Below are 23,202 nucleotides of genomic sequence, written 5' to 3' on the forward strand. Positions count from 1 at the left end.
GAGGTATCTCTATGAGTTCAGATAATCAATTAAATTATGGTTTAGACACGGATACCATTGATATTGCAGATTCTGTCATCATTGATGTAGCAACAAAAACTTTAGGAACCATTCCTGGTATTCATTCTTTAAGCCCACGCTTTTACGATGAGTTGGTAGAGGGTATTACCCATGCTTTTGGTCAGCGTAGCTTACCTGGTATCAATGTAAAGCATCGTAAAGGTTTTATTGAAATTAATATTTATATTAAAGCATTGTATGGATATAATCTCATTGAATTATCGAAACAATTGCAATTAGAAATCAAACAAACCTTAAAAAATATGCTAGATCTTGATCATATTAAGGTTGATGTGCATATTGAAGGTATTGTAAAAGAAAAGGAGCAAGTTTTACATGGTAACTAAGCGAAATCGGCGAGAGGCTCGTCAATACGCATTCCAAATGTTATATGCCAATGAATTTCATACTGATCAAAATGATGTTCAATTTCCCGAAGGAAACATTCATAAAGCAATGGATAAGGCATATGCAAATAGTATTATAGAGGGTGTACTATCAAATGTTGAAGCAATTGATGCTACATTACAGCCATTCTGTAAATCTCGTAAAGTAGCAAATTTAGATAAGGTGGATCGTTCTATCTTACGTATTGCAGTTTGGGAAATGAACAATAAAGTGGAACCTTTAGAGCCATCTATTGCTATTAATGAAGCCATTCAATTAGCTAAAGAGTTTGGCTCTGATGCATCTTATAAATTAATTAATGCAATCTTAGATGCATATAATAAGAGTAAATAATGAAACGATATTACTTAGGCATTGATACGAGTTGTTACACCACAAGTTGTGCCATTGTAGATAGCGACTTTCACATAGTAGGGGAAGCACGTAAAATCTTAGAGGTAAAACTGGGTGAGCGAGGACTACAACAATCAAATATGGTCTTTCAGCATACAAAGGCGTTGCCTAAGTTAATGTCAGAGTTGCCTCAGGTACCAATTAGCGGCATAGGTGTTAGTGGCTTTCCGCGCCGTGAAGAACGCTCTTATATGCCTGCCTTTATGGTCGGGTTAGGACAGGGGCAAACCTTGAGTCATCTTATGAATGTGCCTTTACATATTTTTGCACATCAAGAGAATCATATATTAGCTGCTTTGAGGGATTTAAAAAATATTCCTAATGACCCATTTTTGGCATTACATCTATCAGGTGGCACGACAGAACTATTATATTGCCATTATCAAGGAAACGGTATTTTTGAATCTCATATCGTTGGTGGTTCTAGAGATTTACAAGGGGGACAATATGTTGATCGCATAGGTGTCGCGTTGGGCTTACCATTTCCTGCAGGTAAACATTTAGAGGCATTAGCATTACAAACTACAGAATATGAACCATTGCCATCATCTGTAAAAGACGGATGGATTAGCTTTGCCGGTCCTTGTAGTGCTGCTATGCGGCGTATAAATAACGCTATGAGTGATATAGATAAATCTAAGTTAGCTAGAGCTGTTTTTACTTCCATTGGAAATGCTCTAGAAAAAATGATTACTTATCATACTAAAGAGAAACCTGTACGTGCACTCATTGCTGTAGGTGGTGTGATGAGTAATAGTTTACTTCGTAAGCGGATGGAAACCTATTGTAAACGAAATCATCTCCAATTACATGTGGCGCAACCACAATTCTCTGTTGATAATGCCACAGGTAATGCTTTTGGTGCTGCTTATTTACAAGAATCTAGAGGATAATCGTGAATGTATTAACCATTACACAATTAAACAATCTCATAAAACGTACCTTAGATCGTGAATATCTATTAAAGAATGTATATGTAAGTGGTACCATTATTAATGCAAAACGTCATAGCAGTGGTCATATGTATTTTTCTTTAAAAGATGAGGAATCTGCTATTGATGTGACAATGTGGTCTAGTACCGTCATGCAAAAGGGACTAGCTAATGCCATTCAAAATGGTTTATTAGTAACTGTAAAAGCATCTGTTAACTTTTACAATAAAATGGGCCGTTTAAATCTCATTGCATCAGATATGCAAATAGGTGCTAAAAGTCCGTTACAGCTCGAATTTGACGCTCTAAAACGAGAGTTAACTGCTTTGGGGTACTTTGATGATAGCCATAAAGTAGGTTTACCCTATATGGCGAGTTGCATTGGTATTGTTACATCCCAATCTGGTGCTGTATTACATGATATTCTACATGTTAGTAAACAACGCAATCCACTAGTTCAATTTAAATTGTTTTCCGTTCCTGTACAAGGTAGTACCGCAGGCCCAATTATAGCAAAAGGAATTGCTACGGCAGATGCTGATCCAGATATTGATGTCATCATCGTTGGTCGTGGTGGTGGATCTATGGAGGACTTGTGGTGTTTCAATGATAGAGCTGTTGTAGAGGCAATTTATAATGCTCATACACCGATTATTTCGGCGGTAGGTCATGAAACAGATTACACCTTATGTGATTATGTAGCTGATGTACGTGGTGCTACGCCTAGCCATGCTGCAGAAATGGCAGTACTTCCAATTACTATATTACAAGATCAGTTGACAGAAAAAGAAGAGTATTTACACGAATATATACGCTATACACTACAACAAAAACGTACAGATTTAACATTGCTCTTTAATCGAAAACTTGGCATTCCAGCTCTGCAATTTTTACATAAGCAAAAATCACACTTACAAGAGCTTTCTCAAACTCTAACTAATGCAACTAAAGAACGATGTAATGCAGAGAGACATAGCTTAGCATTATTGGCACAACAGTTAGAGTCACTAAATCCATTACAAATGATGATTAAAGGTTTTGCAAAGGTTGAGCATGATAACAAACCTATTACTTCGGTTGCCCAATTACAACCAAATGACGATATACGAGTTACACTAGCTGATGGTTATATTACTGCTACGGTAAAGGAGGCGCACAAGGATGGCCGCATCACTAAAAAGTTATGAGAAAAAATATAAGGCCTTAGAAGATATTGTTAAGCAATTAGATGATGGGGATATGACCATTTCTGAGCTTTTATCACAATATAAAAAGGGCTTAACTTTGGTAAAAGAATGTGCTGAAATGCTTGACTCTGTTGAAGATGAAGTACAACAAATTATCGAAGAAGTCCGCATCAGCGAATAAGGAGATTCTATGTTCAAAGATTATTTAGCATCTAGCAAACAAAATATTGAACAATGGTTAGGCGAAGTACTTAATAGCCCAAATCAAGAATTTGAACAACTTTATGAATCTATGAATTATAGTTTAATGCAAGGTGGCAAACGAATACGACCTATTTTAACTAAGGCTGTGTTGGAAATGCTTCATAAAGAGCCAGCTGATTATAAGGAATTTCTATGTGCTATGGAGTGTATCCATACGTATTCATTAGTTCATGATGATTTACCAGCTATGGATAATGATGATTATCGCAGAGGTAATTTGACCAATCACAAAGTATACGGTGAGGGACTTGCTATTTTAGCCGGTGATGGGTTATTAACATATGCCTTTCAATTGATGACTTCAAATACAGTTGCTAGTGCACAGCAAAAACTAGATGCTATAAAATGTGTTGCTACTGCTGCTGGTCCAGAAGGTATGGTTGGGGGACAAGCCTTTGATTTGCTCAGTGAAGATAAACATATTCCTTTAGAAGAATTAAAGGTTTTACATACTGGTAAAACAGGTGCACTATTTAACGCTTCTGTAGAATTAGGTCTTATTCTTGGAAGTGCTAATAATACTACGCGAACAGCCCTTATGGAATATTCTAATTGCCTGGGATTATTATTCCAAATTACTGATGATATTTTAGATGTAACCGGTACTATTGAAGAATTAGGGAAAACACCCGGTAGTGATATTCGCCAACATAAATCTACCTATGTATCTTTACTAGGTTTAGAGCAAGCAAAACATCAATCCTACTTAGTAGGTAGCCAAGCTCATGATGCGTTAAATTTGGTTTCTTATGATACAACTATACTATCAGCATTAATAGATTATCTTTTAGAACGTACGAATTAATGGGTATTACCTGTAGAAGGTATAAACAATGATTGATATATTACCACAAATAGCACATAATTATATCGCACAAGCTGCATTTTGGGGCTGGTTTACGGCTCAAGCTATCAAATTTGTATGGCAACTCTTAAAACATGGTAAATTCCGTCCAGAACGCCTTGTTGGATCTGGTGGTTTTCCAAGTTCACATACATCATTTGTAATTGCTACAACAACAGCGATTTACCTTAAAAATGGTGTAACGGATCTATTTATATTATCCTTAGTATTTTCAATTATTGTTATGTATGATGCGTCTGGTGTACGATTAGAGGCAGGACGACAAGCTCAAATACTTAATCAAATTGTAGATTATTTTACAAAAAAAAATATACCTGTTGTCATTACACGTAAAGAAGCATTAAAAGAGTTGTTGGGACATACACCTATCGAAGTATTTGGTGGTTTAATTCTCGGTATTCTCGTGGCCTTTATTCAGTTTTATTGTATTTATCATGGTGTAATATGAACAATAAAGAACGATTAGATATACTCCTCGTTAATCGAGGCCTTTTTGAAAGTAGAGAAAAAGCAAAAGCAGCTATTATGGCGGGCCTTATATTTATGGATACTACGCGCATAGATAAAGCAGGCACCAAGATTCCTGCGGATGCTAATATTATTGTAAAAGGCAATACCCTACCTTATGTAAGCCGTGGAGGACTTAAATTAGAAAAGGCTATTCAAACTTACCCTATCGATTTACATGGGGCTGTGATGATTGATATAGGAGCTAGTACAGGTGGTTTTTCAGATTGCGCATTACAAAACGGTGCGTCTAAGGTTTTTGCCATCGATGTAGGATATAATCAATTAGCTTGGAAATTACGCCAAGATTCACGTGTAATTAATATGGAGAAACAAAATATCCGTACTGTTACTGCTGAACAAATAGGTGAACTTGTTGATTTTATTTCTATTGATGTAGCATTTATTTCTTTAGACAAAGTTTTACCAGTAGCTACTAATTTATTAAAAGATACGGGCTCACTTGTGGCCTTAATAAAACCACAATTTGAGGCTGGTAAAGAAAATGTTGGTAAGGGCGGTATAGTGCGAGATAGTGAAATCCATAAAGAAGTTTTACATCGTATTTTACACGTTGCGTATGATTGTGGATTGTATACACATGGCTTAACTTTCTCACCAATTAAAGGTATGGAAGGTAATATAGAGTTTTTAGGTTATTTTAAAAAGTACGAAGAAGGGGCCTTAACCATTGATGATACTTTGATTGATACAGTGGTTGCAGAAGCCCATTCATTATAGGAGATTACTATGCGTATCGGATTCTTTCCCAATATGGGGAAAAGCAATATTATGGCAGTTCTAAAAATGGCTGCACATATTTGTAAAGATGAAGGTATCGAAGTATTTTTGCCAGATGATCTCGAATCAGATGCACCTGCACGAGTACTTAAGATTCCTGAAACTCATATTTTAAGTCGCCCAGAAATCTTTAAACAAATCGATATTGCCTTTAGTTTTGGTGGTGATGGTACCATCATCCATCTTGCAAGACAAATTTATCCATATAATGTACCTGTTTGTGGTATTAATCTTGGCGAACTAGGTTTTTTAAATCAAATTGAAATTCATCAAATGCAAAGTCATATTAAACGTATTGCTAATGGTGATTATAATATTGAAAAGCGTGGACATTTATATGCTTATATAGAACGTCATGAGGGTAAAGAGGAAGAACTTGTTCCTATCATTAACGAAATTGTTATCACACGTGCTGAGCCTGCTAAAATGGCTCGAATTAATATGTCCATAAATAATCAACACACGCAAATGTATCCATCGGATGGTTTAATTATTTCCTCTGCTACAGGTTCTACCGGCTATAATCTATCGGCTGGTGGTCCAATCATGAAACCAGATAATCGATCTATCATTGTCACCCCAGTAGCACCACATTTAATTCAAGGTGTAAGCCTTGTTTTAGAGGAACATGATACGATTCAAATTACAATGCCGGAAAGAGAACCACAATTACATATTTGTATTGATGGTACATTTGACTATACTTTTACAAATAAAGAAACCTTACATATAAGCTCTAACCCTGTATATTGTTTATTTGTACGATACAAGGATCAATGTTTCTTTGGTACACTATTTAAAAAGTTAGCATCTCGTCGAGATGAATTGTTATAACCAAATCTCAAGTGGGGTGGTTTTGTGATTAACATTAACAATGCTGTTCAATTCCAACATTTAATCTGGGATAGATGTATGGAAAATGCCAAAGTGGTAGTAGATGCTACATGTGGTAATGGCCATGATCTTTTATACCTTTCTAAACGGGCACAAAAGGCATGCCATCTATATGGAATTGATATTCAAATGAAAGCTATTAAAACTAGCAAGGAGCTTTTACAATCAAATGATATTGCGCCAGAAGTGAGTTTAACGTTTATTCATGACTCTCATGATTTGGCAGTAGCTCATCAATTAAAGGATGAAGTTATTGATTTAATGATTTTTAATCTAGGATATTTACCTGGAGGAGATCACCAAGTTGTAACAAAACCGCATCAAACCATTGATGCCATAAATGAAGGTTTACACAAACTTTCCAAGTCTGGAGTTATTACAATAGTTGCTTACCCTGGAACAACAGAGGGATTTGAAGAAATGCAGTCTCTTAAATCGTATTTATCAGATTTAGATCAGAAAATATATAATGTATGCCATTGGCATCCGATGAACCAAATACATAATCCACCTGAGTTATTTATATTGCAAAAACGATAAAACGAAATATATCTTTATTCATTATGAATAAAACTCATACTCAGTTAGTAACCCCCCCTTTATAGGGGATTTTAATTATACATGTATATTTTTCTATTTTTAAATTATTAATTCCCTATAAATAGATGAACCTTATGAGCTATGAATTTGTACGTTATCAATATATAGAATATTAACAATATTTTAAATATTAATATAATATGCATAAGACGTATAATATATGCGATTTATACCATATATTAATTATGAATATATGGTATAATATTATCAGAAAGATACTATTCTCTTTTATGTGCAAGGTTTAAAAAAGGGAGTTCAAAATGAAACGCTATCGCTATAACAAAATTAAAGAGATCGTGCAGTCCAAGGCGATTGAAACACAAGAGGAATTAGCTGCGGCTTTACTAGAAGAAGGTATTGAAGTTACACAAGCTACAGTTTCTCGTGATATTAAGGAATTAATGTTAATCAAAATTCCTACAGGCGATGGACATTATCGTTATGCATTATCTCCAGAGGAAAATGTAGTTTTATCTCGTAGTCGTATTAACCGACTATTCCAAGATTCTTTGATTAAAGTTGATCACAGTTTAAACCAAGTTGTATTACATACAATCCCTGGTTCTGCTCAATCTGTAGCATTTTCTATCGACCATGCAAAATGGACTGAAATTATTGGTACATTAGCAGGGGACGATACTATTTTGTTAATTGCAAAATCCGAAGCTGAAGTTCCAGCAATTTTAGCGAAAATTCAAGATTTAATGAAGGACTAATAATATGTTAACGCAAATGAGCATTCGCAACTTTGCGTTGATTGAGCAAATGAATATTTCATTTAATGATGGCATTACTATCTTTACCGGCGAAACTGGGGCAGGGAAATCCATTCTTATGGATGCCTTTAGTATCCTATTAGGAGAACGCGCAAGTAGCGAGTTTATTCGTCACGGTAAAGATAGTTTTGTTATTGATGGAATATTTGATATTGCTAATCACCAAAGTATTCAAGACCTATTAGAGTCTAAAAATATCATGATAGAAGAAGGCCAGTTAATTCTATCAAGATCCTTTAACCGTAATGGCAAATCTAGTATATTGGCTAATGATCAACCAATACCTTTAAAAGCTTTAAAGGAGATTGGTCAATACTTAGCAGATATTCACGGACAATATAGCAACCAACGTTTACTAGACGCTGATACACATCATGAATATTTAGATACTTTTAATAAAGAAGGAAAGGAAGCCTATAAAGCTTATACTGATGCGTATAAAATTTATAAGCAAGCAAAACAAGATGTAGATCATTTACAAGAAAATATGTCTGAGCGAGCCCGGGAGCTTGATATGCTTAGATACCAAATCGATGAAATTGAAGATGCTGGTCTGAGTGTTGGTGAAGATGTAACTATTGCAGAAGAACTTAAGCGTCTTGACAGTTTTGAACATATCGATAAGGTTTTAGGTTCTTGTTATGATGCCTTTTATAATGGACGTCAACCATTACTTGATACGATTAACTCGATTAAGGTAGAGGTTAATGATCTAGTAAAATATGACAGCGAGTTAAAAGAAGTCTCAGAAATGGTGGACTCTGCTTATTTCCAACTAGAAGAAGCTGCACAATCTTTAGATCGTTACAGGGATACTATCAGCTACGATGAAGAGCGTTATAAATATTGCCAAGACAGAGATACCACAATTTATAGCTTAAAGAAAAATTATGGTGAAACCGTAGAAGATATTCTAGCATACGAAGAAAAGGCGCAATCTCGTTTAGAAGAACTAGAAGACCTTGTATTTGCTCAAGATGAATTAGAAACTCGTCTTGAAGAAGCAAAAAAGGTAGCAGAAGAAGCGTTAACAGTTTTACACGAGGTACGTCAAAAAAATGCAAAAGATATTGCTACGGCCTTACATCAAGAATTAGTGGATCTAGGGATGCCCAAAGGGGATATTCAATTTCATATTGAAGAGGGGACTGAGTTATCCTCATTAGGTGCAAAGTCTATTGAAATGCTATTCTCTGCGAATAAAGGGGAACAGTTATTACCTCTACATAAAGTAGCATCTGGCGGTGAGTTAGCTCGCATTGCATTAGCCTTTAAATCAGTATTCCGTAGTGACGCTTTTAAAACGATGGTATTTGACGAAATTGACGTTGGTATCAGTGGTGATATAGCACTTAAGGTGGCAGAAAAAATACTTAATTTATCTAGAACAAATCAAGTATTTTGTATTACTCATTTGCCTCAAACTGCAAGTATTGCGAAACAACACTATCATCTATCTAAAATCGAGCAAGATGATCGTACAATCTCTACATTAGTAGTCTTAAATGAGGACGAACGAGTAACTCAAATCGCGTCTATGATGTCTGGTAAGGGAATGTCTGCTACAGCACTTGCGGCGGCGAAAGAACTTATTGACCATTTTAATTGACTAAAATCGCATAATTACTTATACTAATAGTATTAAATGAATATATTGATAGAGGTGCGAGTATTAAGAGTAATCATGAGGAGTAGGCATGCATTGATCCATGATAAAAGGGATGCTTGCCGAAGTTCGATGATTGCGACTCATCGTTCTGGTTGTCTATTTAATAGATAGACAACTGTCATCAATCTTGTATTGGTGGAGTGCTATCATTGAGCTTTTCATAAGAGTATATATAGCTATATAATCTATAAGGCCAGTGGATGCATCCACTGGCTTTTTTGGAGGTATATATGATTCGAGTAATGGTAAATGGCGCTGGCGGCAAAATGGGTCGTGAAGTGGTCAAAGCAGTACATAACGATCCTGATTTAACATTAGTTGGTGGTATTGATCCGACTAAGGCAGGGGAAGATGTAGGCTCTGTAGCAGGAATCGAACAATTAGGTATCAAGATGAATGCCTCCATTGATGAGGTAATTGATGAGGTATTAGATATAAATAAACCTGATGTGATTGTAGATTTCACTAATCCTGCAGTTATTTATGAAAACGCGAAGAAAATGTTATCCGCTGGTATTCATGTAGTCATCGGTACTACAGGATTGACCGCAGAACAACGTGATGAACTTGATACAATAGGTCGTTCCAATCAAGCAAATTGCTTAGTGGCGCCAAACTTTTCTCTTGGGGCGGTAATGATGATGAAAGTGTCTGCAGAGCTCGCTCCATATTTCCCTAATGTAGAAATTATAGAATTACATCATAATCACAAATACGATGCGCCTTCTGGCACAGCTATTTTAACAGCTAAATTGATTAACGATGCTAAACAAGCTGCTAAGGTAACTGCTGATGAGGATTTAACTCGTGAAAGCTTACCAGGTGCTCGTGGTGCTAAGGTTGACGATGTAACAATTCATAGTGTACGCCTTCCAGGTTATGTGGCTCATCAAGAAGTTTTATTTGGTGGTTATGATGAAACATTAACCATACGTCATGATAGCTTAAGCCGTTTATCTTTTATGCCAGGCGTAGTATTAGCATGTAAAAAAATTAGTTCTAAAACTGGCTTAACATACGGTTTAGAACATTATTTATAATATTTGTGCAAGGAGATGTATCAATGAAAAAACCTAATATTGCAATTCTAGGTGCTACTGGTGCAGTAGGTGCTGAATTTATTACACTTATTGAAGAACGTAACTTTCCTTATGAAAACTTAAAACTATTAGCTTCCGCTCGTTCTGCAGGTACAGAACTTACTGTGAATGGTAAAACATATATTGTAGAAGAAGCAAAACCTGAATCTTTTGATAATATTGATATTGCGCTATTTGCAGGTGGCTCTATATCTAAAACATTAGCGCCAGAAGCCGCTAAACGCGGTGCTATTGTAATCGATAACTCTAGTGCATTCCGTATGGATCCTGAAGTTCCACTCGTAGTACCAGAAGTTAACCCAGAAGATATCTTGAAACATAAAGGTATCATTGCAAATCCTAACTGCTCTACAATTATCATGAGTTTAGGATTAAAACCTCTTCATGATCTCTCTCCAATTAAACGTGTAGTTGTAAGTACATACCAAGCTGTATCTGGGGCAGGTAAAGAAGGTATTGAAGAACTTGAAAATCAAGTAAAACAATATACTGCAGGCGAAGAAATGACAGCCAATCTGTTGCCAACCGGCTCTGCTCCTAAACACTATCCTGTAGCATTCAACTTATTGCCACAAATTGATGTGTTCTTAGAAAATGATTATACTAAAGAAGAAATGAAGATGGTTTACGAAACGCAAAAAATTCTTCATGACGAAACTATTCAAGTAGTCCCAACTACAGTTCGTGTTCCTGTATATCGCTCCCATTCTGAATCTGTCTTGGTAGAAACAGCAGAACCTGTATCTGTAGAGGCTTTCAAGGTGGCATGTGAAAAATTCCCTGGGTTACAAGTTAAAGATAATCCTGCTGAACAAATTTACCCTATGCCATTGTATACATCTAATCAAAACAACTGTGAAATTGGTCGTATTCGTAAAGACTTATATAATGACAAAGCTATGAACTTCTGGATTGTAGGGGATCAAATTCGTAAAGGTGCAGCTCTTAACGCGTTGCAAATTGCTGAGTACTTGGTGGAAAAACAAGCATTTTAATCTATCAAGGGGAGGACATATATGAAAACCTTTGGTCGAGTGTTAACAGCTATGGTGACATCCTTTAATAGTGATGGATCCGTAAATATTGAAAATTGTGTTGCTATCGCCAATCATCTGTTAGATAATGGCTCTGATGGTCTTGTGGTTTGTGGCACAACGGGTGAAAACCCAACTATGTCTAGAGACGAAAAATTAGCTCTATTTAATGCGATTGCAAAAGAATGTGGACATAAAGGTTCGATTATTGCTAACGTAGGTAGTAACGATACAATGGCTTCTGCAGAATTTGTAAAGGAAGTCTCTAAAATCGATGGTATCGATGGTTTGCTAGTTGTAGTACCTTATTACAATAAACCGAACCAACAAGGCCAATATTTGCATTTTAAAACTATTGCAGAAGCTACTACATTGCCAATTATGGTGTATAATGTACCAAGTCGTGTAGGGACAGGTATTTTCCCAACTACCTTAGTTCAACTACATAACGAATATCCACATATTTGTGCTATCAAAGAGGCAAGTGGTAATTTAATGATTGCTTCTGAAATTAAGCGTTTAATGCCTGGAGATGATTTCATGGTATATAGTGGGGACGATGGTCTTACATTACCGATGTTATCTGTTGGAGGATGTGGAGTTGTATCTGTAGTATCTCATGTAGCAGGCAAAGATATGAATGCTATGATTCAAGCTTATGAATCTGGCCATAACTACGAAGCGATTCGTATTCATCAAGCTTTATCAGAAATTATAAAAGCGATGTTCATCACCACAAATCCGATTCCTGTTAAATATGCAGCCCGTAAAATTGGCTTACCTGTGGGAAAATTTAATTTACCAATGTGTGAACCAACGGCTGATGAAGCAGCATATATTGATAAAGCATTAGCAGAATATCTAAAATAAAATATTAGTATAAAATAAAAACCAGTAACTACATTGTAGCTACTGGTTTTTATTTTATACTACAATCACTGTTATTTTTGATTAGAGTCACATTATTTGTATTATATTAATTGTATTTTAATGTAAAAATTTACAATTATGGTATAATTTCTCTGGAGATAGTATTTTTAACTATACTCTAGTCTACTGTTAATTCATGATAAACAGACAAATTGTGAAAGTTCGAACCGACCAATATGGCGGGTACATTTAAAACACAAGGAGTTTAGCATGATACTAACAATGTTAAAAGGTAAAATTCACAGGGCTACTGTGACACAAGCAGAGCTTGATTATGTAGGGAGCATTACAATTGATACAGATTTATTGAATGCATCCGGAATACGAGAATATGAACAAGTTCAAATTGTAAATATTAATAATGGAGCACGTTTTAGTACATATACTATTGCCGGAGAAGCAGGTAGTGGTGTTATATGTTTAAATGGTGCTGCTGCACGACATGTACAAGTACATGATAAGATAATTATCATGTGTTATGCACAGCTTGATGAAAGCGAAGTTGAGAGCCATAATCCTCTCGTTGTATTTGTAGATAACAATAATAAGATAAGTCATATAAAAAACTATGAGAAACATGGTTTATTAGTTGATCAAAAATAATTGTCATTGATCGAATTACAGTAGACTGTATAGGACTATCTTCGTATTTACAATATAACGGAGGAATATAATGGAATTTATAACAACTATCGAAAATGTACGGAATACAGTAAATAGCTGGAGAAAAGAAGGTTACACAATTGGTTTTGTACCAACCATGGGATTCTTACATGAAGGACATGCTGCATTAATAGATCAAGCTAGAAAAAATAACGATAAGGTCATTGTCTCTATATTTGTAAATCCTATTCAATTTGGAGAAAATGAAGACTTAAGTACTTACCCGCGTGATATTAATAGCGATAAAAAGTTATGTGAATCACATGGTGTCGATCTTATTTTTTCTCCAAATCCGGAGGAAATGTACCAAGATAAAAAGGCATTTGTAAACATTGCGGATTTATCTGATACATTGTGTGGTATTCGCAGACCAATTCACTTTAAAGGCGTTTGCACTGTGGTGGCAAAATTCTTTAATATTACTCAACCAACAAATGCGTATTTTGGTGAAAAAGATGCACAGCAATTAGCCATTATACGTAAAATGGTCTTTGATTTAAATTTTCCTGTCAATATTATTGGTGTTCCCATTGTTCGTGAAAAAGATGGTTTAGCAAAATCTTCTCGTAATACATATTTGTCTAACGAAGAACGGAAAGCCGCTACCATATTGTATAAAGCTATTCAATTGGGAACACAAACTATACAATATGGTTGCTCTGCTAAATGTATCATTGATACTATGACAGACACTATACAAACCGAACCGCTTGCTAAAATAGATTATATTTCAGTTGTTGATGCTAAGACTATGCAACCTGTACAAGAGGTTACTGCCCCAGTATTAGTGGCTATAGCCATATATATTGGTTCTACACGACTTATTGATAACTTCTCATACGATCCAAATTAAGGAGAGAAGTTATGAATTATTTACTTACAGTCAACAACGTTCTTTCCAAATACTTGATTTTTATAATCCTAGGCTTTTCATGCATTGCCTATATAGTACCAGAATACTTTACTTGGGCAATCGCTTATACACCTTTTTTACTTGGTATAGCCATGTTTGGAATGGGGCTTACTATTAAGTTTGAAAGCTTATGTAGTATCTTTAGGCATCCAAAAGATATTTGTATTGGTGTACTTGCACAATATACGATAATGCCTCTATTAGCTTGGGGAATTTGCCATATATTCACATTATCACCAGATATTGTTATTGGTGTAATATTAGTAGGTTGTTGTCCCGGTGGGACAGCCAGTAATGTTATAACCTATATTGCCAATGGTGATGTCCCTTTATCTGTAGGAATGACAATTACTTCAACATTAATAGCTCCCATAGTTACACCATTATTAATCTTATATATCGGTGGTGCATGGGTAGATGTTCAAGTTCTACCTATGATGATTACTATGGTAAAAGTTATTATTGTGCCAATCTTATTGGGCGCAGTAATCCAATATGTATGTAAATCACATATCAATACTTTAACCAGCATTAGTCCGATCTTCTCAATGATTGCTATTATACTGTTAATAGCAGCCATTATTGCTATCAACAAAGATAAACTATTGATTTCTGGGCTTGAAACACTTATTGTTGTTGGTATACATAATATACTAGGTCTACTACTAGGATTAGGTGTAGGAGCACTGCTTAAATTAAGATATGATAAAACTACAGCGCTAGCAATAGAGGTGGGAATGCAAAATAGTGGTTTAGCCGTAACATTGGCAGCAACAAATTTTGCATTAAACCCATTAGCAACGCTAGTAGGGGCTATTTTTAGTGTATGGCATAATATATCAGGTGCTATTTTTGCTACTCTACGGAGAGAAAATAGTTTACATTAAAAATAAATTTTATACATGCAACAAAAAACGGCAACAATATGTTGCCGTTTTTTTGTTGCTTATATTCTATCTCGTACAAGACCGATTACAAGGCCCTCAATATGACAATCATCTACAATAATTGGATCAAAGTCATCATTTTCAGGTTGCAAACGAATGTGACCATTTTCTTTATAAAAACGTTTTACTGTAGCTTCATCATCAATGCGAGCAACAACAACATCACCGTTATTAGCAGTATTTTGATGCCTCACGATGAGCATATCACCTTCATACATACCGATATTCATCATAGATTCGCCTTGAACACGTAATAAGAAACAGTCAGAATCACCAGTCAATTGAACTGGCAATGTAAGTGTGGACTCTAGGTTTTCTACTGCAGTAATAGGCATACCTGCTTGTACAGTGCCGATAAGAGGTACTTGTTTAAGTCCAGCACCTAAAAACTCAAAGTTATCAGAGCTAGACGTTTCATTATCGGCTACTGAAATAGAAGGTTTAGTATCTTCTAATACAGTAATAGCACGATTTTTATTGGGATCACGTTTAATATAGCCAAATTTTTCTAGAGCATTTAAGTGAGATTGAACAGTAGAAGTAGAACTTAGGCCTACATGTGTACAGATTTCACGAACTGTAGGACAACGATATTCATTATGTAATGAATCTTTTATAAAGTCTAATATACGGCGCTGTTTTGTATTAATATCTGTAGCAGGGCGTCTCATGATAAACCTCCAAAGCCAATCTAAGGTCAAAATAGTATCAATATATCTATGAGTAAAAATTACCACATAATGTACTATATAATAAAAATATAAGATATTTACTTAACTTATATACCTATTATAGGCAATTTTAAAAGTTTTTGCAAACATTTGTTCTAAAACACTTGACCGAACATTCGTTCGTGTGCTATTATAAGCATGTAAACAAACAAATGTTCTCAGATATTATGTTCGATATAAATGTGAGGTATGAGATGAAAAATATATTGATGATGGTAGGAATGTGCTTAACAGTATTATTTGGTTATAATATGTCAAATCCTACAACAGAGGTAAATACACATAATGTACGTGAAGTAAAGGTTCAAGTAGGCGATACGATGTGGGATATTGCAGCACGTACAGCTCATAAAGATATGGATGTTCGTGAAATGGTATATACCATGAAGGAACTTAACAATATTAGTGATTCTGGTGCTCTTGTACCTGGTACGGTTTTAAAAGTACCAACAAAGAAATCTGATAGTCCAGTTAGAGCTTTGGACTATGTGGCTCAAAACTAAATATATATGGGTTATTCCCACACAAAAAGGCAGCTACTCTAATAGAGATAGCTGCCTTTTGTTATCTAAATCGTTTTTCAAAGATCGTTGAAATAGGATTATCTACAAATTTGTTTGCCTCATTAATGTAACGACGAACCATATTTACACTATGATGACGTGTTTGCCTCATAATATTACGTTCTTCAACGCCATAAGCTGCTGCAGTCGTTGCAAAGCCATGACGTAAACTATGGGCGCCATACATGGTCGGATCTAGACCAATAAGAGAAATATATTTTTTTACGATTTCTGAAATCATCTTATCGGATATAGCTGTTTTACGTAAAGACATATTTTTTGTAAACCCTCTAAATACAGGTCCCTCAGTAATACCAGAAGCACTTAACCATTGTTGTAAGGCTCGTACTGCATCTAACGGAGAACCAGATAAATGAGGAATTGCTACTACTGCACCTTGACCCTCTTGGTCGGCCTTAGAGGATGCTACAAAGATTTCAACACCTTGTGGTGAAAATTGAAGATTTTCTACTGTAATAGCCGCAATCTCACTGCGACGGAAGGCACCCATAAAGCCAATCAAAAGAATAGCTTTATCACGCAATAATTGAAGTTCCGGAACATCTAGCTTAGCCATACAGTCTATAATATCTTCAATATCTTCTAATAAAACTGGTGTTTTCCCTTGTTGAAACGTTCCTTTTAACCGTCTAATGCCACGTAAGGCCTGTTTTACAATAGGTGCCATACATGGATTATTTCTTTGACCAGAAGCATTAAAATTTTCAGATATAGCACTTATACGACGTGAAATTGTATTTGCCTTTGCATAATCTGCTAGATCGTTAATATAATTTACTATGGTTTCTGGTGTAGCTGGAAAATAAGATACCTTTTGATAGGTACACCAATCTACAAAATCGTCCCAATCCGATTCGTAAGCATCAACAGTATTCTCGGCCTTAGATAACAATATGCTTTGTTTTGCTTTCATAGACAACTTTGTACTATTCATAAGCGCATCGTTATTGCGCAAATAGAAATGTTTTTGTTGTTTCTTAGACTCTGACATAATTCACCCTTACCCCTAAAATATCAATATAATTGTACCATAGATTAGATCTATATATGCTATAATTAGAGAATATGATAACTTATTCGGGAGAATTTACCAATACATGACGAAAAAATACATATTAGTAGGAACGGTCCTTGTTCTTTTAGGTACAACTGGCTGCTCATACATTCCAACAGAAAATATTTCTTATGGTGTATATTATAACGATACAGATCTATCAAATACACCAAAGTACAAATTACAAGCGCGTTTACAAGAGTTGAACGATAAGATACCTCAGACTATATCTATCGATATGGGAAATAATAAAAAACAACAAGCTACATATCATGATTTAGGCATTCAATTCGATACAGAGGGTATGGTAAAAGCTATTTCTACATACGGCTATGAGGATGATATGTGGACAGTACTGTCACATAGATTTAATGGCTTATTTTATGGTTATCATTTTAAACCACAATATAAGTTAGACGAAGTAAAGGGGAAAACATATCTCACTGAGTTAGCAAAAACAATAGATACACCTGGTCATGATGCATATCTTACTGTTGAAAATGGACAAGTAGTAATACATCCCGCAAAAGAAGGTAAACGTATTGATATCGATGCCACCCTCAAAAAGCTGAAAGATGATTTACAATCTGGCGATAGTATAAATTCACTTTCTATGGTATTTACTACGCAGAATACAGTAAAAGTTACCGATACTGATCTAAAACCTTTAAATACTGTATTAGCATCTTTCACAACGGAGTATAATCCAGGTAATGAAAGCAGAACACATAATATCCAATTAGCTTCTGATAAGATAAATGGTACACTCATTAAGCCAGGCGCACAATTCTCCTTTAACGATGTTGTAGGCGAACGTACTGCAGAAGCTGGCTATGATGATGCACCTGTTATGATTGATGGCAAATTAGTTCCTGGCATTGGTGGCGGTATTTGCCAAGTAAGTTCTACTATTTTTAATACAGCTTTATTATCCGGAATGAATATTGTTGAACGAACTCCTCACTTTGAACCAGTTGGATATATTCAAGCTGGCAGAGATGCTACTGTAGCTTGGGGCTATTTAGATTTTAAGTTTAGAAATCCATATCAGCATTCTATTTATATCTTAAGCGTTATGAATAATGGAACCTTAACTATTTATATTATTGGTACAGCTCAAGATAAACCAAAAAATGTATCTATCTCTGTAGGCGATTACAGTGAGATTCCTAATAAAACAATAACTAAGGTAGATCCATCTTTAAAAGAAAAAGAGGTACAAGAAGGACATGTAGGCTTGAAAATGAATACATATAGAACCATTACATATGGCAACTGGGTTACTCAAACCGATTCCTTTGAGTCTGTATATGACCCAGTAGATACAATTATTACAATGCCTACTACATCTGAAGCAGCAGTAAAAAAAGGTGACAAAAAGAAAACATAATTATAGTTTTTATGAAATATAGCCTAAACTATTGACCATTAGATATAAATAGTTTAGGCTATAATTTGGGCTGTAAATGAGAAATCATTATAGACGTAAATAAATTAGTATAGATTAATTATTAAAATAAAAAGCATAAGATATTCTCAATAATTATCATTTAGATGAGAGTAGAATAGAAGAGGAATTTATGGACACAATTTTACAATTTGATCACTCTTTAATCTTCTATGTACATGAACATTTTGTATATAGTTTTTTAACACCAATTATGGCATTTATTTCAAAAATCACAAGTAATGGCGCATTATGGATTATAATAGCCTTATTATTAATGCTACAAAAAAAATATCGCGTTTTAGGCGTGGCAATTATTATTGCTTTAGGATTTGTATTTATAATTGGCGACCAAGGTTTAAAACCAAATGTAGCGAGATTAAGACCATTTGTTGATTTTCCAAATGTAACGGTGCCGTTAGAATCTGCACTACCAAAAGCTACAAGCTATTCATTCCCATCAGGTCATAGTTTTGGTTCATTTGCATCATCTATGACCATTTACCTAGGCTTAACTCAAATAGCGCCTCAGAAGCGATATTTAGGGATTTTAGCATTGTTAGGTTCAATAGTAGTAGCGTTCTCTAGAGTTTACTTATTTGCGCATTATCCAACAGATGTATTAACAGGTTTAGTATTAGGGATCATCGTAGGATTTATTGCCTGGAAATTAGCAAGAATTGGTTGGAACTGGTGGACTAACCGTCATAATGATGTAGAATACGAACCATACACATTTAAACGTAAATAAGCAAAAAACTTGATGAAATAAAGGATTGGGCCATTTAGGCCCAATTTTCTTATATAAATTACTTCCGATAATATATCGTTATCGGAAGTAATTTGTGTTCAAAACAAAAACTAGCCTATAAGTCTATAAGCTAGTTTATTTTAGTTAATCAAAATAATCAGTAAAAAATTAATTATTTATCATATGAATCTATTTCTTTTATATATTCCGCTAACTCAGGTTCATCAATAGTAACTTTATCAAACTTAGGTTCAATAATTATATTACCGTTATAATCCATTAGGCCATATTTCCCTTTAGATTTATAAACAAATAAAGCTTTATAAAATGATGTTATATCGTCATCATAATGTGGTAATTTAAATAATTTATAACCTGAGTTTGTATCAATTACATATTTTATTTTATCATAAGTTGCTGTAGTAACTTTATTTAATACATAATTAGGCTTTGATGTATCTATACTATCAAAAACATCAGCATAAAATACACCTGAACTAGCATTAAAAATACTATTACCATATGAATCTTTCAAAATAAAGCTACGATCACTTAATCTTTCATAAGAATAGTTATTCGTAGCAACTATAGTTTGATCTAATGAGTCTACAATACCATACCTATTATTTTCATCAGTCACAACAAAGTACTTAAACTCTTTACCTAAATGTTTTATAGATTTATATTTAGGAGGAATAACGATTATATTATCCTTTGTCTTCATACCATATAAAGTATTACCTTTATCATCTACTTCTGAAAATAAATCATAAACATCTGATGGAGCTCTACTATAAAAATTCTCATCAGAATATGAATCACCTCCCGCACCATCATTATTACGTATTTCTATATAATCATTACTGTTAATAAGGTCTATAGCTTCATCAACACTAAGTAAAACACCATTTTCTGTAAGATATTTTGTATAATCATCTATAGTATATAATTTATAAAGATATTTTTTATCTTTTCTAGACCAATATTTGGTAATACTCTCTTTGATACTTCTAATAGGACTATCAATAATTGGATTGCCGCTTACTCTATTATATACATACCAATATTCTCCTTTTTTACCTAATATTATAGTATCACTTAAATCATCATAATCAGTAATAACATCATTAATAGCATATGTACCATCTAAGTTTAATAATTTAAAGCCCCCATTAGTGAAAGCTTTAGCAAATTTATAATAGAACTCATATTCATACCCTACTGGTAAATAGGCTAGTTCAACTAAATTTACATATCGTTTTTGACCATTTTCATAAAATGATCCATATACATAGTTATTATTATATCCTTTTATATACTCCACATGTAAGTTATCATATGGGCCCAATATCCATTGTCCTTTTTCATCAACAATGGTATTGCCAGTTTGGGATTCTAATGTAATATATTCTTTTGCAGCTATTATATTACATGCAACCAATGCTATTGCAAAGCTTAATATAAACTTTCTCATAAAGCACTCCATTACACAACACATCAATAGTTGATTTCATATTAACATATTTATATTCTTTAAATAAACTATACTTTTCATATTCTTAATTATTCTATATGCCAATAAAGTATTATTATTACATAAAATTTATATTGAATTTTTTAGAATCAGATTGTAAAATAGTAATATAAATTATCTGATTTACTCATACTCTTATGGAGGAATTTTATGTGCTGGTGTGATATTGTAAGTAAAGCCAAAATTGGCGGTTTAAAACATTTAGGAAATGGCATGGAGAGTTCTTTAAGATTTCTTGCTGAAATGGTTGTTGGTTTAAGTATTATTCGCGTGTTAGTTAACTGGGTTTTTGGTATCTAATTTCTCAGATGAATATAAACATATTAATAGGCGCTTAGTTATCTAAGCGCCTTATTTTTATATATTTTGATTTATAAAATTAGTTCCTTAACTATACACCCAGTGTATTATTCATATGCTTCGCTACAATCAATGTATTCCATAATAATTTGACAGATTTGACCATCTTTATCAAATGCCCAGTATACTGGATATAAACCATCACCAAATCCAGATTGAATCATCGGTACTGTCAATTCTGTATCAGGAATTGTAAAGTTAATCCAATCACCTTTAGAACGTTGGTATTGTGGATAGGCCATAGCATTTAATTGGAATAAATCACTATAATAGTCATCGTATATATTTTTTTCAGGATAGTTTATATGCCATTGTTCATAAAACTTATTATATGTTTCAATTGTTTGTGCATCTACAATTGTAGCTAAACCCGAATCTACAGGAAATCCAATATAGGTATCTCCATCATCTAAATCGGTTAAGTCCTCTGTCCCTTTTAATGCTAATTCATAGTATACAGGCTCATTGCCACTAAAAACAACTCGACTAGCTACATAACGATACTCATTTGGTTCCATTTCAATTATCTTAGTCTCTAACAAATACGTACCTGGTGTTACCTGTCTAAGATATGTATCTGGTTTGCTTGGCAATGTTACTAGAGGATCACAACACGTAATATAACCTGTTGGAAAATTTACCGTCCACATAGGTAATGTGTGTAACGGAAATCCTTTTAACTCCTTTCGGTTAAATAAATCGTGATATGGTACGGTAGGTTTTAATTTACCTTCAGAACCTAATCTGTTAAAGGTTTGAATCCATTCGCTAGTTAATTTAGATTGTTCCATATTACTCCTCGGCTTCGTATTTACAATGAATATATTCGCCTTCTAATACTTCATAGGCTGCGGTTTTACGAATAATTTGCTTCACTAAGGTATCTAGTTTTGAACCATTAGAATAGTCTGCAGGTGCATAATAACGGATACGATGATGACGCATCATCTTATATACCTTTTCTTTATCCTTCTTAAATGGATCATAAACACCTATAGAATGACCTCCATTAGCGTTCACAAGACTCATACAAGGAATATCTGTATCGCTATCCCCAATATAAATCATGTTACGGAACGGCACACGTTGATTTTCAGGCTTAATGTAATCATTAACACCAGTATCATTAATATCGAGAATTCCTTTTTGAATGCGGAACAAAAATTGTGTCTTATTCGTATAGTTAATGGCTTGTGCGGGCCAAACAGCTACACCTTTATCATCGAACATAAATGCACTGGCATAGATTTTGGTGAAAGCCCCCTCTTTTGCCATTTCAGTGCCTTCGATCATTTCTTTTAAGCCAGACGAAATAATATAATGTTCAATCTTAACGCCTTGTTCTAAGCCATATTGACAAATGCGTTCAAACCAAGTCCGTACCCCTTCGTATAATTCTACTTGATTGCCGTATTCCATGAGCTTATCTTTTGTTACATAGAAATGGCCTACTGCTTCTTGAATCATTTTGTACATATAGGCTAAGTTATTATCCATATCATGTTTTTTAGCCAATTGATTTGATTCATGCCAAAATTGTTTGATTTGCTCTTCGTTATAGCCTACCGATTGAATAAAACCTTGTGCCTGCATATCGTCAGGGGTTAATGTCTTATCAAAGTCATAACACATTGCTAACACGGGCATAGACGAGTCAGGTGATAGTAAATTATCTTTACTATCTTTCTTATACGTTATCATAAATGCACCTCCTTTTAAACTAAACAAAAAATACATTTACACTCTCTTATATTCCTGAGATACCTGCTTGACAACCCCTTTGGTATCTATTTTACAC

27 protein-coding genes and 1 riboswitch are annotated in these 23,202 nt (G+C 34.3%); of the genes, 22 read left to right on the top strand and 5 right to left on the bottom strand.

Annotated elements, in window-relative coordinates; translation table 11 throughout:
• Positions 1–11 precede the first annotated feature (11 nt).
• The 18 genes from KH286_RS01580 (at position 12) to KH286_RS01665 (ending at position 14,883) form a co-directional block, all read left to right on the top strand.
• Positions 12–407 carry an Asp23/Gls24 family envelope stress response protein gene (locus KH286_RS01580; protein WP_278617544.1) on the top strand — a complete coding sequence of 132 codons (396 nt, stop codon included), beginning with the start codon at positions 12–14 and terminating at the stop codon, positions 405–407.
• Positions 397–801, top strand: a complete 405-nt coding sequence (gene nusB, locus KH286_RS01585; protein WP_008713900.1) for a transcription antitermination factor NusB — start codon at positions 397–399, stop codon at positions 799–801. Before KH286_RS01580 ends, nusB begins: the two co-directional genes overlap by 11 nt.
• Positions 801–1,754, top strand: coding sequence for a metallohydrolase (locus tag KH286_RS01590; protein WP_008713902.1), 954 nt, complete (start codon positions 801–803; stop codon positions 1,752–1,754). The genes nusB and KH286_RS01590 overlap by 1 nt, the downstream gene beginning before the upstream one ends.
• A 2-nt stretch (positions 1,755–1,756) precedes the next feature.
• Positions 1,757–2,980 (top strand): exodeoxyribonuclease VII large subunit, encoded by a 1,224-nt coding sequence (xseA, locus tag KH286_RS01595; RefSeq protein ID WP_008713905.1) that lies wholly within the window; start codon positions 1,757–1,759, stop codon positions 2,978–2,980.
• Complete coding sequence (gene xseB, locus KH286_RS01600; RefSeq protein ID WP_004697322.1) at positions 2,955–3,161, top strand: exodeoxyribonuclease VII small subunit; 207 nt, start codon at positions 2,955–2,957, stop codon at positions 3,159–3,161. The genes xseA and xseB overlap by 26 nt, the downstream gene beginning before the upstream one ends.
• A gap of 9 nt (positions 3,162–3,170) precedes the next feature.
• Positions 3,171–4,049 carry a polyprenyl synthetase family protein gene (locus tag KH286_RS01605; protein ID WP_278617545.1) on the top strand — a complete coding sequence of 293 codons (879 nt, stop codon included), beginning with the start codon at positions 3,171–3,173 and terminating at the stop codon, positions 4,047–4,049.
• 28 nt (positions 4,050–4,077) lie between these two features.
• A complete protein-coding gene (locus KH286_RS01610; protein WP_105086509.1) occupies positions 4,078–4,557 on the top strand; it encodes a divergent PAP2 family protein in 480 nt (159 codons plus the stop codon).
• Entirely contained in the window at positions 4,554–5,357 is an 804-nt protein-coding gene (locus KH286_RS01615) for a TlyA family RNA methyltransferase (protein ID WP_105086508.1), read from the top strand. The genes KH286_RS01610 and KH286_RS01615 overlap by 4 nt, the downstream gene beginning before the upstream one ends.
• A gap of 9 nt (positions 5,358–5,366) precedes the next feature.
• Positions 5,367–6,251 (top strand): NAD(+)/NADH kinase, encoded by an 885-nt coding sequence (locus KH286_RS01620; protein WP_119562958.1) that lies wholly within the window; start codon positions 5,367–5,369, stop codon positions 6,249–6,251.
• Positions 6,252–6,275: 24 nt separating this feature from the next.
• The gene (locus KH286_RS01625; RefSeq protein ID WP_004695822.1) at positions 6,276–6,851 is read left to right on the top strand and encodes a tRNA (mnm(5)s(2)U34)-methyltransferase; all 576 of its coding nucleotides are present in this window, start codon (positions 6,276–6,278) and stop codon (positions 6,849–6,851) included.
• A gap of 320 nt (positions 6,852–7,171) precedes the next feature.
• Positions 7,172–7,627: an arginine repressor gene (gene argR / locus KH286_RS01630; RefSeq protein WP_004695825.1), complete on the top strand. Its 456-nt coding sequence runs from the start codon at positions 7,172–7,174 to the stop codon at positions 7,625–7,627.
• Positions 7,628–7,631: 4 nt separating this feature from the next.
• Positions 7,632–9,296, top strand: coding sequence for a DNA repair protein RecN (gene recN, locus KH286_RS01635; protein ID WP_278607178.1), 1,665 nt, complete (start codon positions 7,632–7,634; stop codon positions 9,294–9,296).
• Between the two features lie 41 nt (positions 9,297–9,337).
• A riboswitch (Lysine riboswitch) is annotated at positions 9,338–9,510 on the top strand.
• Positions 9,511–9,586: 76 nt separating this feature from the next.
• Positions 9,587–10,396, top strand: a complete 810-nt coding sequence (gene dapB / locus KH286_RS01640) for a 4-hydroxy-tetrahydrodipicolinate reductase (RefSeq protein ID WP_278607179.1) — start codon at positions 9,587–9,589, stop codon at positions 10,394–10,396.
• 23 nt (positions 10,397–10,419) lie between these two features.
• Positions 10,420–11,451, top strand: a complete 1,032-nt coding sequence (locus KH286_RS01645) for an aspartate-semialdehyde dehydrogenase (RefSeq protein ID WP_004697069.1) — start codon at positions 10,420–10,422, stop codon at positions 11,449–11,451.
• 21 nt (positions 11,452–11,472) lie between these two features.
• The gene (dapA, locus tag KH286_RS01650) at positions 11,473–12,360 is read left to right on the top strand and encodes a 4-hydroxy-tetrahydrodipicolinate synthase (protein WP_004697130.1); all 888 of its coding nucleotides are present in this window, start codon (positions 11,473–11,475) and stop codon (positions 12,358–12,360) included.
• Positions 12,361–12,630: 270 nt separating this feature from the next.
• Entirely contained in the window at positions 12,631–13,023 is a 393-nt protein-coding gene (gene panD / locus KH286_RS01655) for an aspartate 1-decarboxylase (protein WP_004695834.1), read from the top strand.
• A 70-nt stretch (positions 13,024–13,093) separates the two neighbouring features.
• Positions 13,094–13,936: a pantoate--beta-alanine ligase gene (gene panC / locus KH286_RS01660; protein ID WP_004695836.1), complete on the top strand. Its 843-nt coding sequence runs from the start codon at positions 13,094–13,096 to the stop codon at positions 13,934–13,936.
• A gap of 11 nt (positions 13,937–13,947) precedes the next feature.
• A complete protein-coding gene (locus KH286_RS01665) occupies positions 13,948–14,883 on the top strand; it encodes a bile acid:sodium symporter family protein (RefSeq protein ID WP_004695838.1) in 936 nt (311 codons plus the stop codon).
• A 59-nt stretch (positions 14,884–14,942) separates the two neighbouring features.
• Here KH286_RS01665 and lexA read toward each other — a convergent pair whose 3' ends face one another.
• Entirely contained in the window at positions 14,943–15,614 is a 672-nt protein-coding gene (gene lexA, locus KH286_RS01670; RefSeq protein ID WP_004695840.1) for a transcriptional repressor LexA, read from the bottom strand.
• Positions 15,615–15,868: 254 nt separating this feature from the next.
• Here lexA and KH286_RS01675 point away from each other — a divergent pair, with 254 nt between their 5' ends.
• Positions 15,869–16,177, top strand: a complete 309-nt coding sequence (locus tag KH286_RS01675) for a LysM peptidoglycan-binding domain-containing protein (protein WP_004695842.1) — start codon at positions 15,869–15,871, stop codon at positions 16,175–16,177.
• 61 nt (positions 16,178–16,238) lie between these two features.
• Here the strand turns inward: KH286_RS01675 and KH286_RS01680 are convergent, their stop codons facing one another.
• Positions 16,239–17,249 carry a site-specific integrase gene (locus KH286_RS01680; protein WP_004697469.1) on the bottom strand — a complete coding sequence of 337 codons (1,011 nt, stop codon included), beginning with the start codon at positions 17,247–17,249 and terminating at the stop codon, positions 16,239–16,241.
• A 106-nt stretch (positions 17,250–17,355) separates the two neighbouring features.
• Between KH286_RS01680 and KH286_RS01685 the strand changes: the two genes are divergently transcribed.
• Together KH286_RS01685 and KH286_RS01690 are read left to right on the top strand one after the other, a co-directional pair.
• Entirely contained in the window at positions 17,356–18,702 is a 1,347-nt protein-coding gene (locus KH286_RS01685) for a VanW family protein (protein WP_004697477.1), read from the top strand.
• Positions 18,703–18,892: 190 nt separating this feature from the next.
• On the top strand, positions 18,893–19,510 hold the full coding sequence (locus tag KH286_RS01690; protein WP_004695848.1) for a phosphatase PAP2 family protein: 618 nt from the start codon (positions 18,893–18,895) through the stop codon (positions 19,508–19,510).
• Between the two features lie 172 nt (positions 19,511–19,682).
• Here KH286_RS01690 and KH286_RS01695 read toward each other — a convergent pair whose 3' ends face one another.
• Complete coding sequence (locus KH286_RS01695; RefSeq protein WP_004697133.1) at positions 19,683–20,984, bottom strand: hypothetical protein; 1,302 nt, start codon at positions 20,982–20,984, stop codon at positions 19,683–19,685.
• 210 nt (positions 20,985–21,194) lie between these two features.
• On the opposite strand from KH286_RS01695, the gene KH286_RS01700 reads away from it, so the two are divergent.
• On the top strand, positions 21,195–21,344 hold the full coding sequence (locus tag KH286_RS01700; RefSeq protein WP_004695850.1) for a hypothetical protein: 150 nt from the start codon (positions 21,195–21,197) through the stop codon (positions 21,342–21,344).
• Between the two features lie 107 nt (positions 21,345–21,451).
• Here the strand turns inward: KH286_RS01700 and KH286_RS01705 are convergent, their stop codons facing one another.
• Together KH286_RS01705 and KH286_RS01710 are read right to left on the bottom strand one after the other, a co-directional pair.
• Complete coding sequence (locus KH286_RS01705; protein ID WP_004697361.1) at positions 21,452–22,195, bottom strand: DUF4241 domain-containing protein; 744 nt, start codon at positions 22,193–22,195, stop codon at positions 21,452–21,454.
• A 1-nt stretch (position 22,196) separates the two neighbouring features.
• On the bottom strand, positions 22,197–23,105 hold the full coding sequence (locus tag KH286_RS01710) for an HAD family hydrolase (RefSeq protein WP_004697132.1): 909 nt from the start codon (positions 23,103–23,105) through the stop codon (positions 22,197–22,199).
• Positions 23,106–23,202 lie beyond the last annotated feature (97 nt).

It is taken from the genome of Veillonella parvula (assembly GCF_018378075.1).
GTDB classification, from domain to species: Bacteria; Bacillota; Negativicutes; order Veillonellales; family Veillonellaceae; genus Veillonella; species Veillonella parvula_K.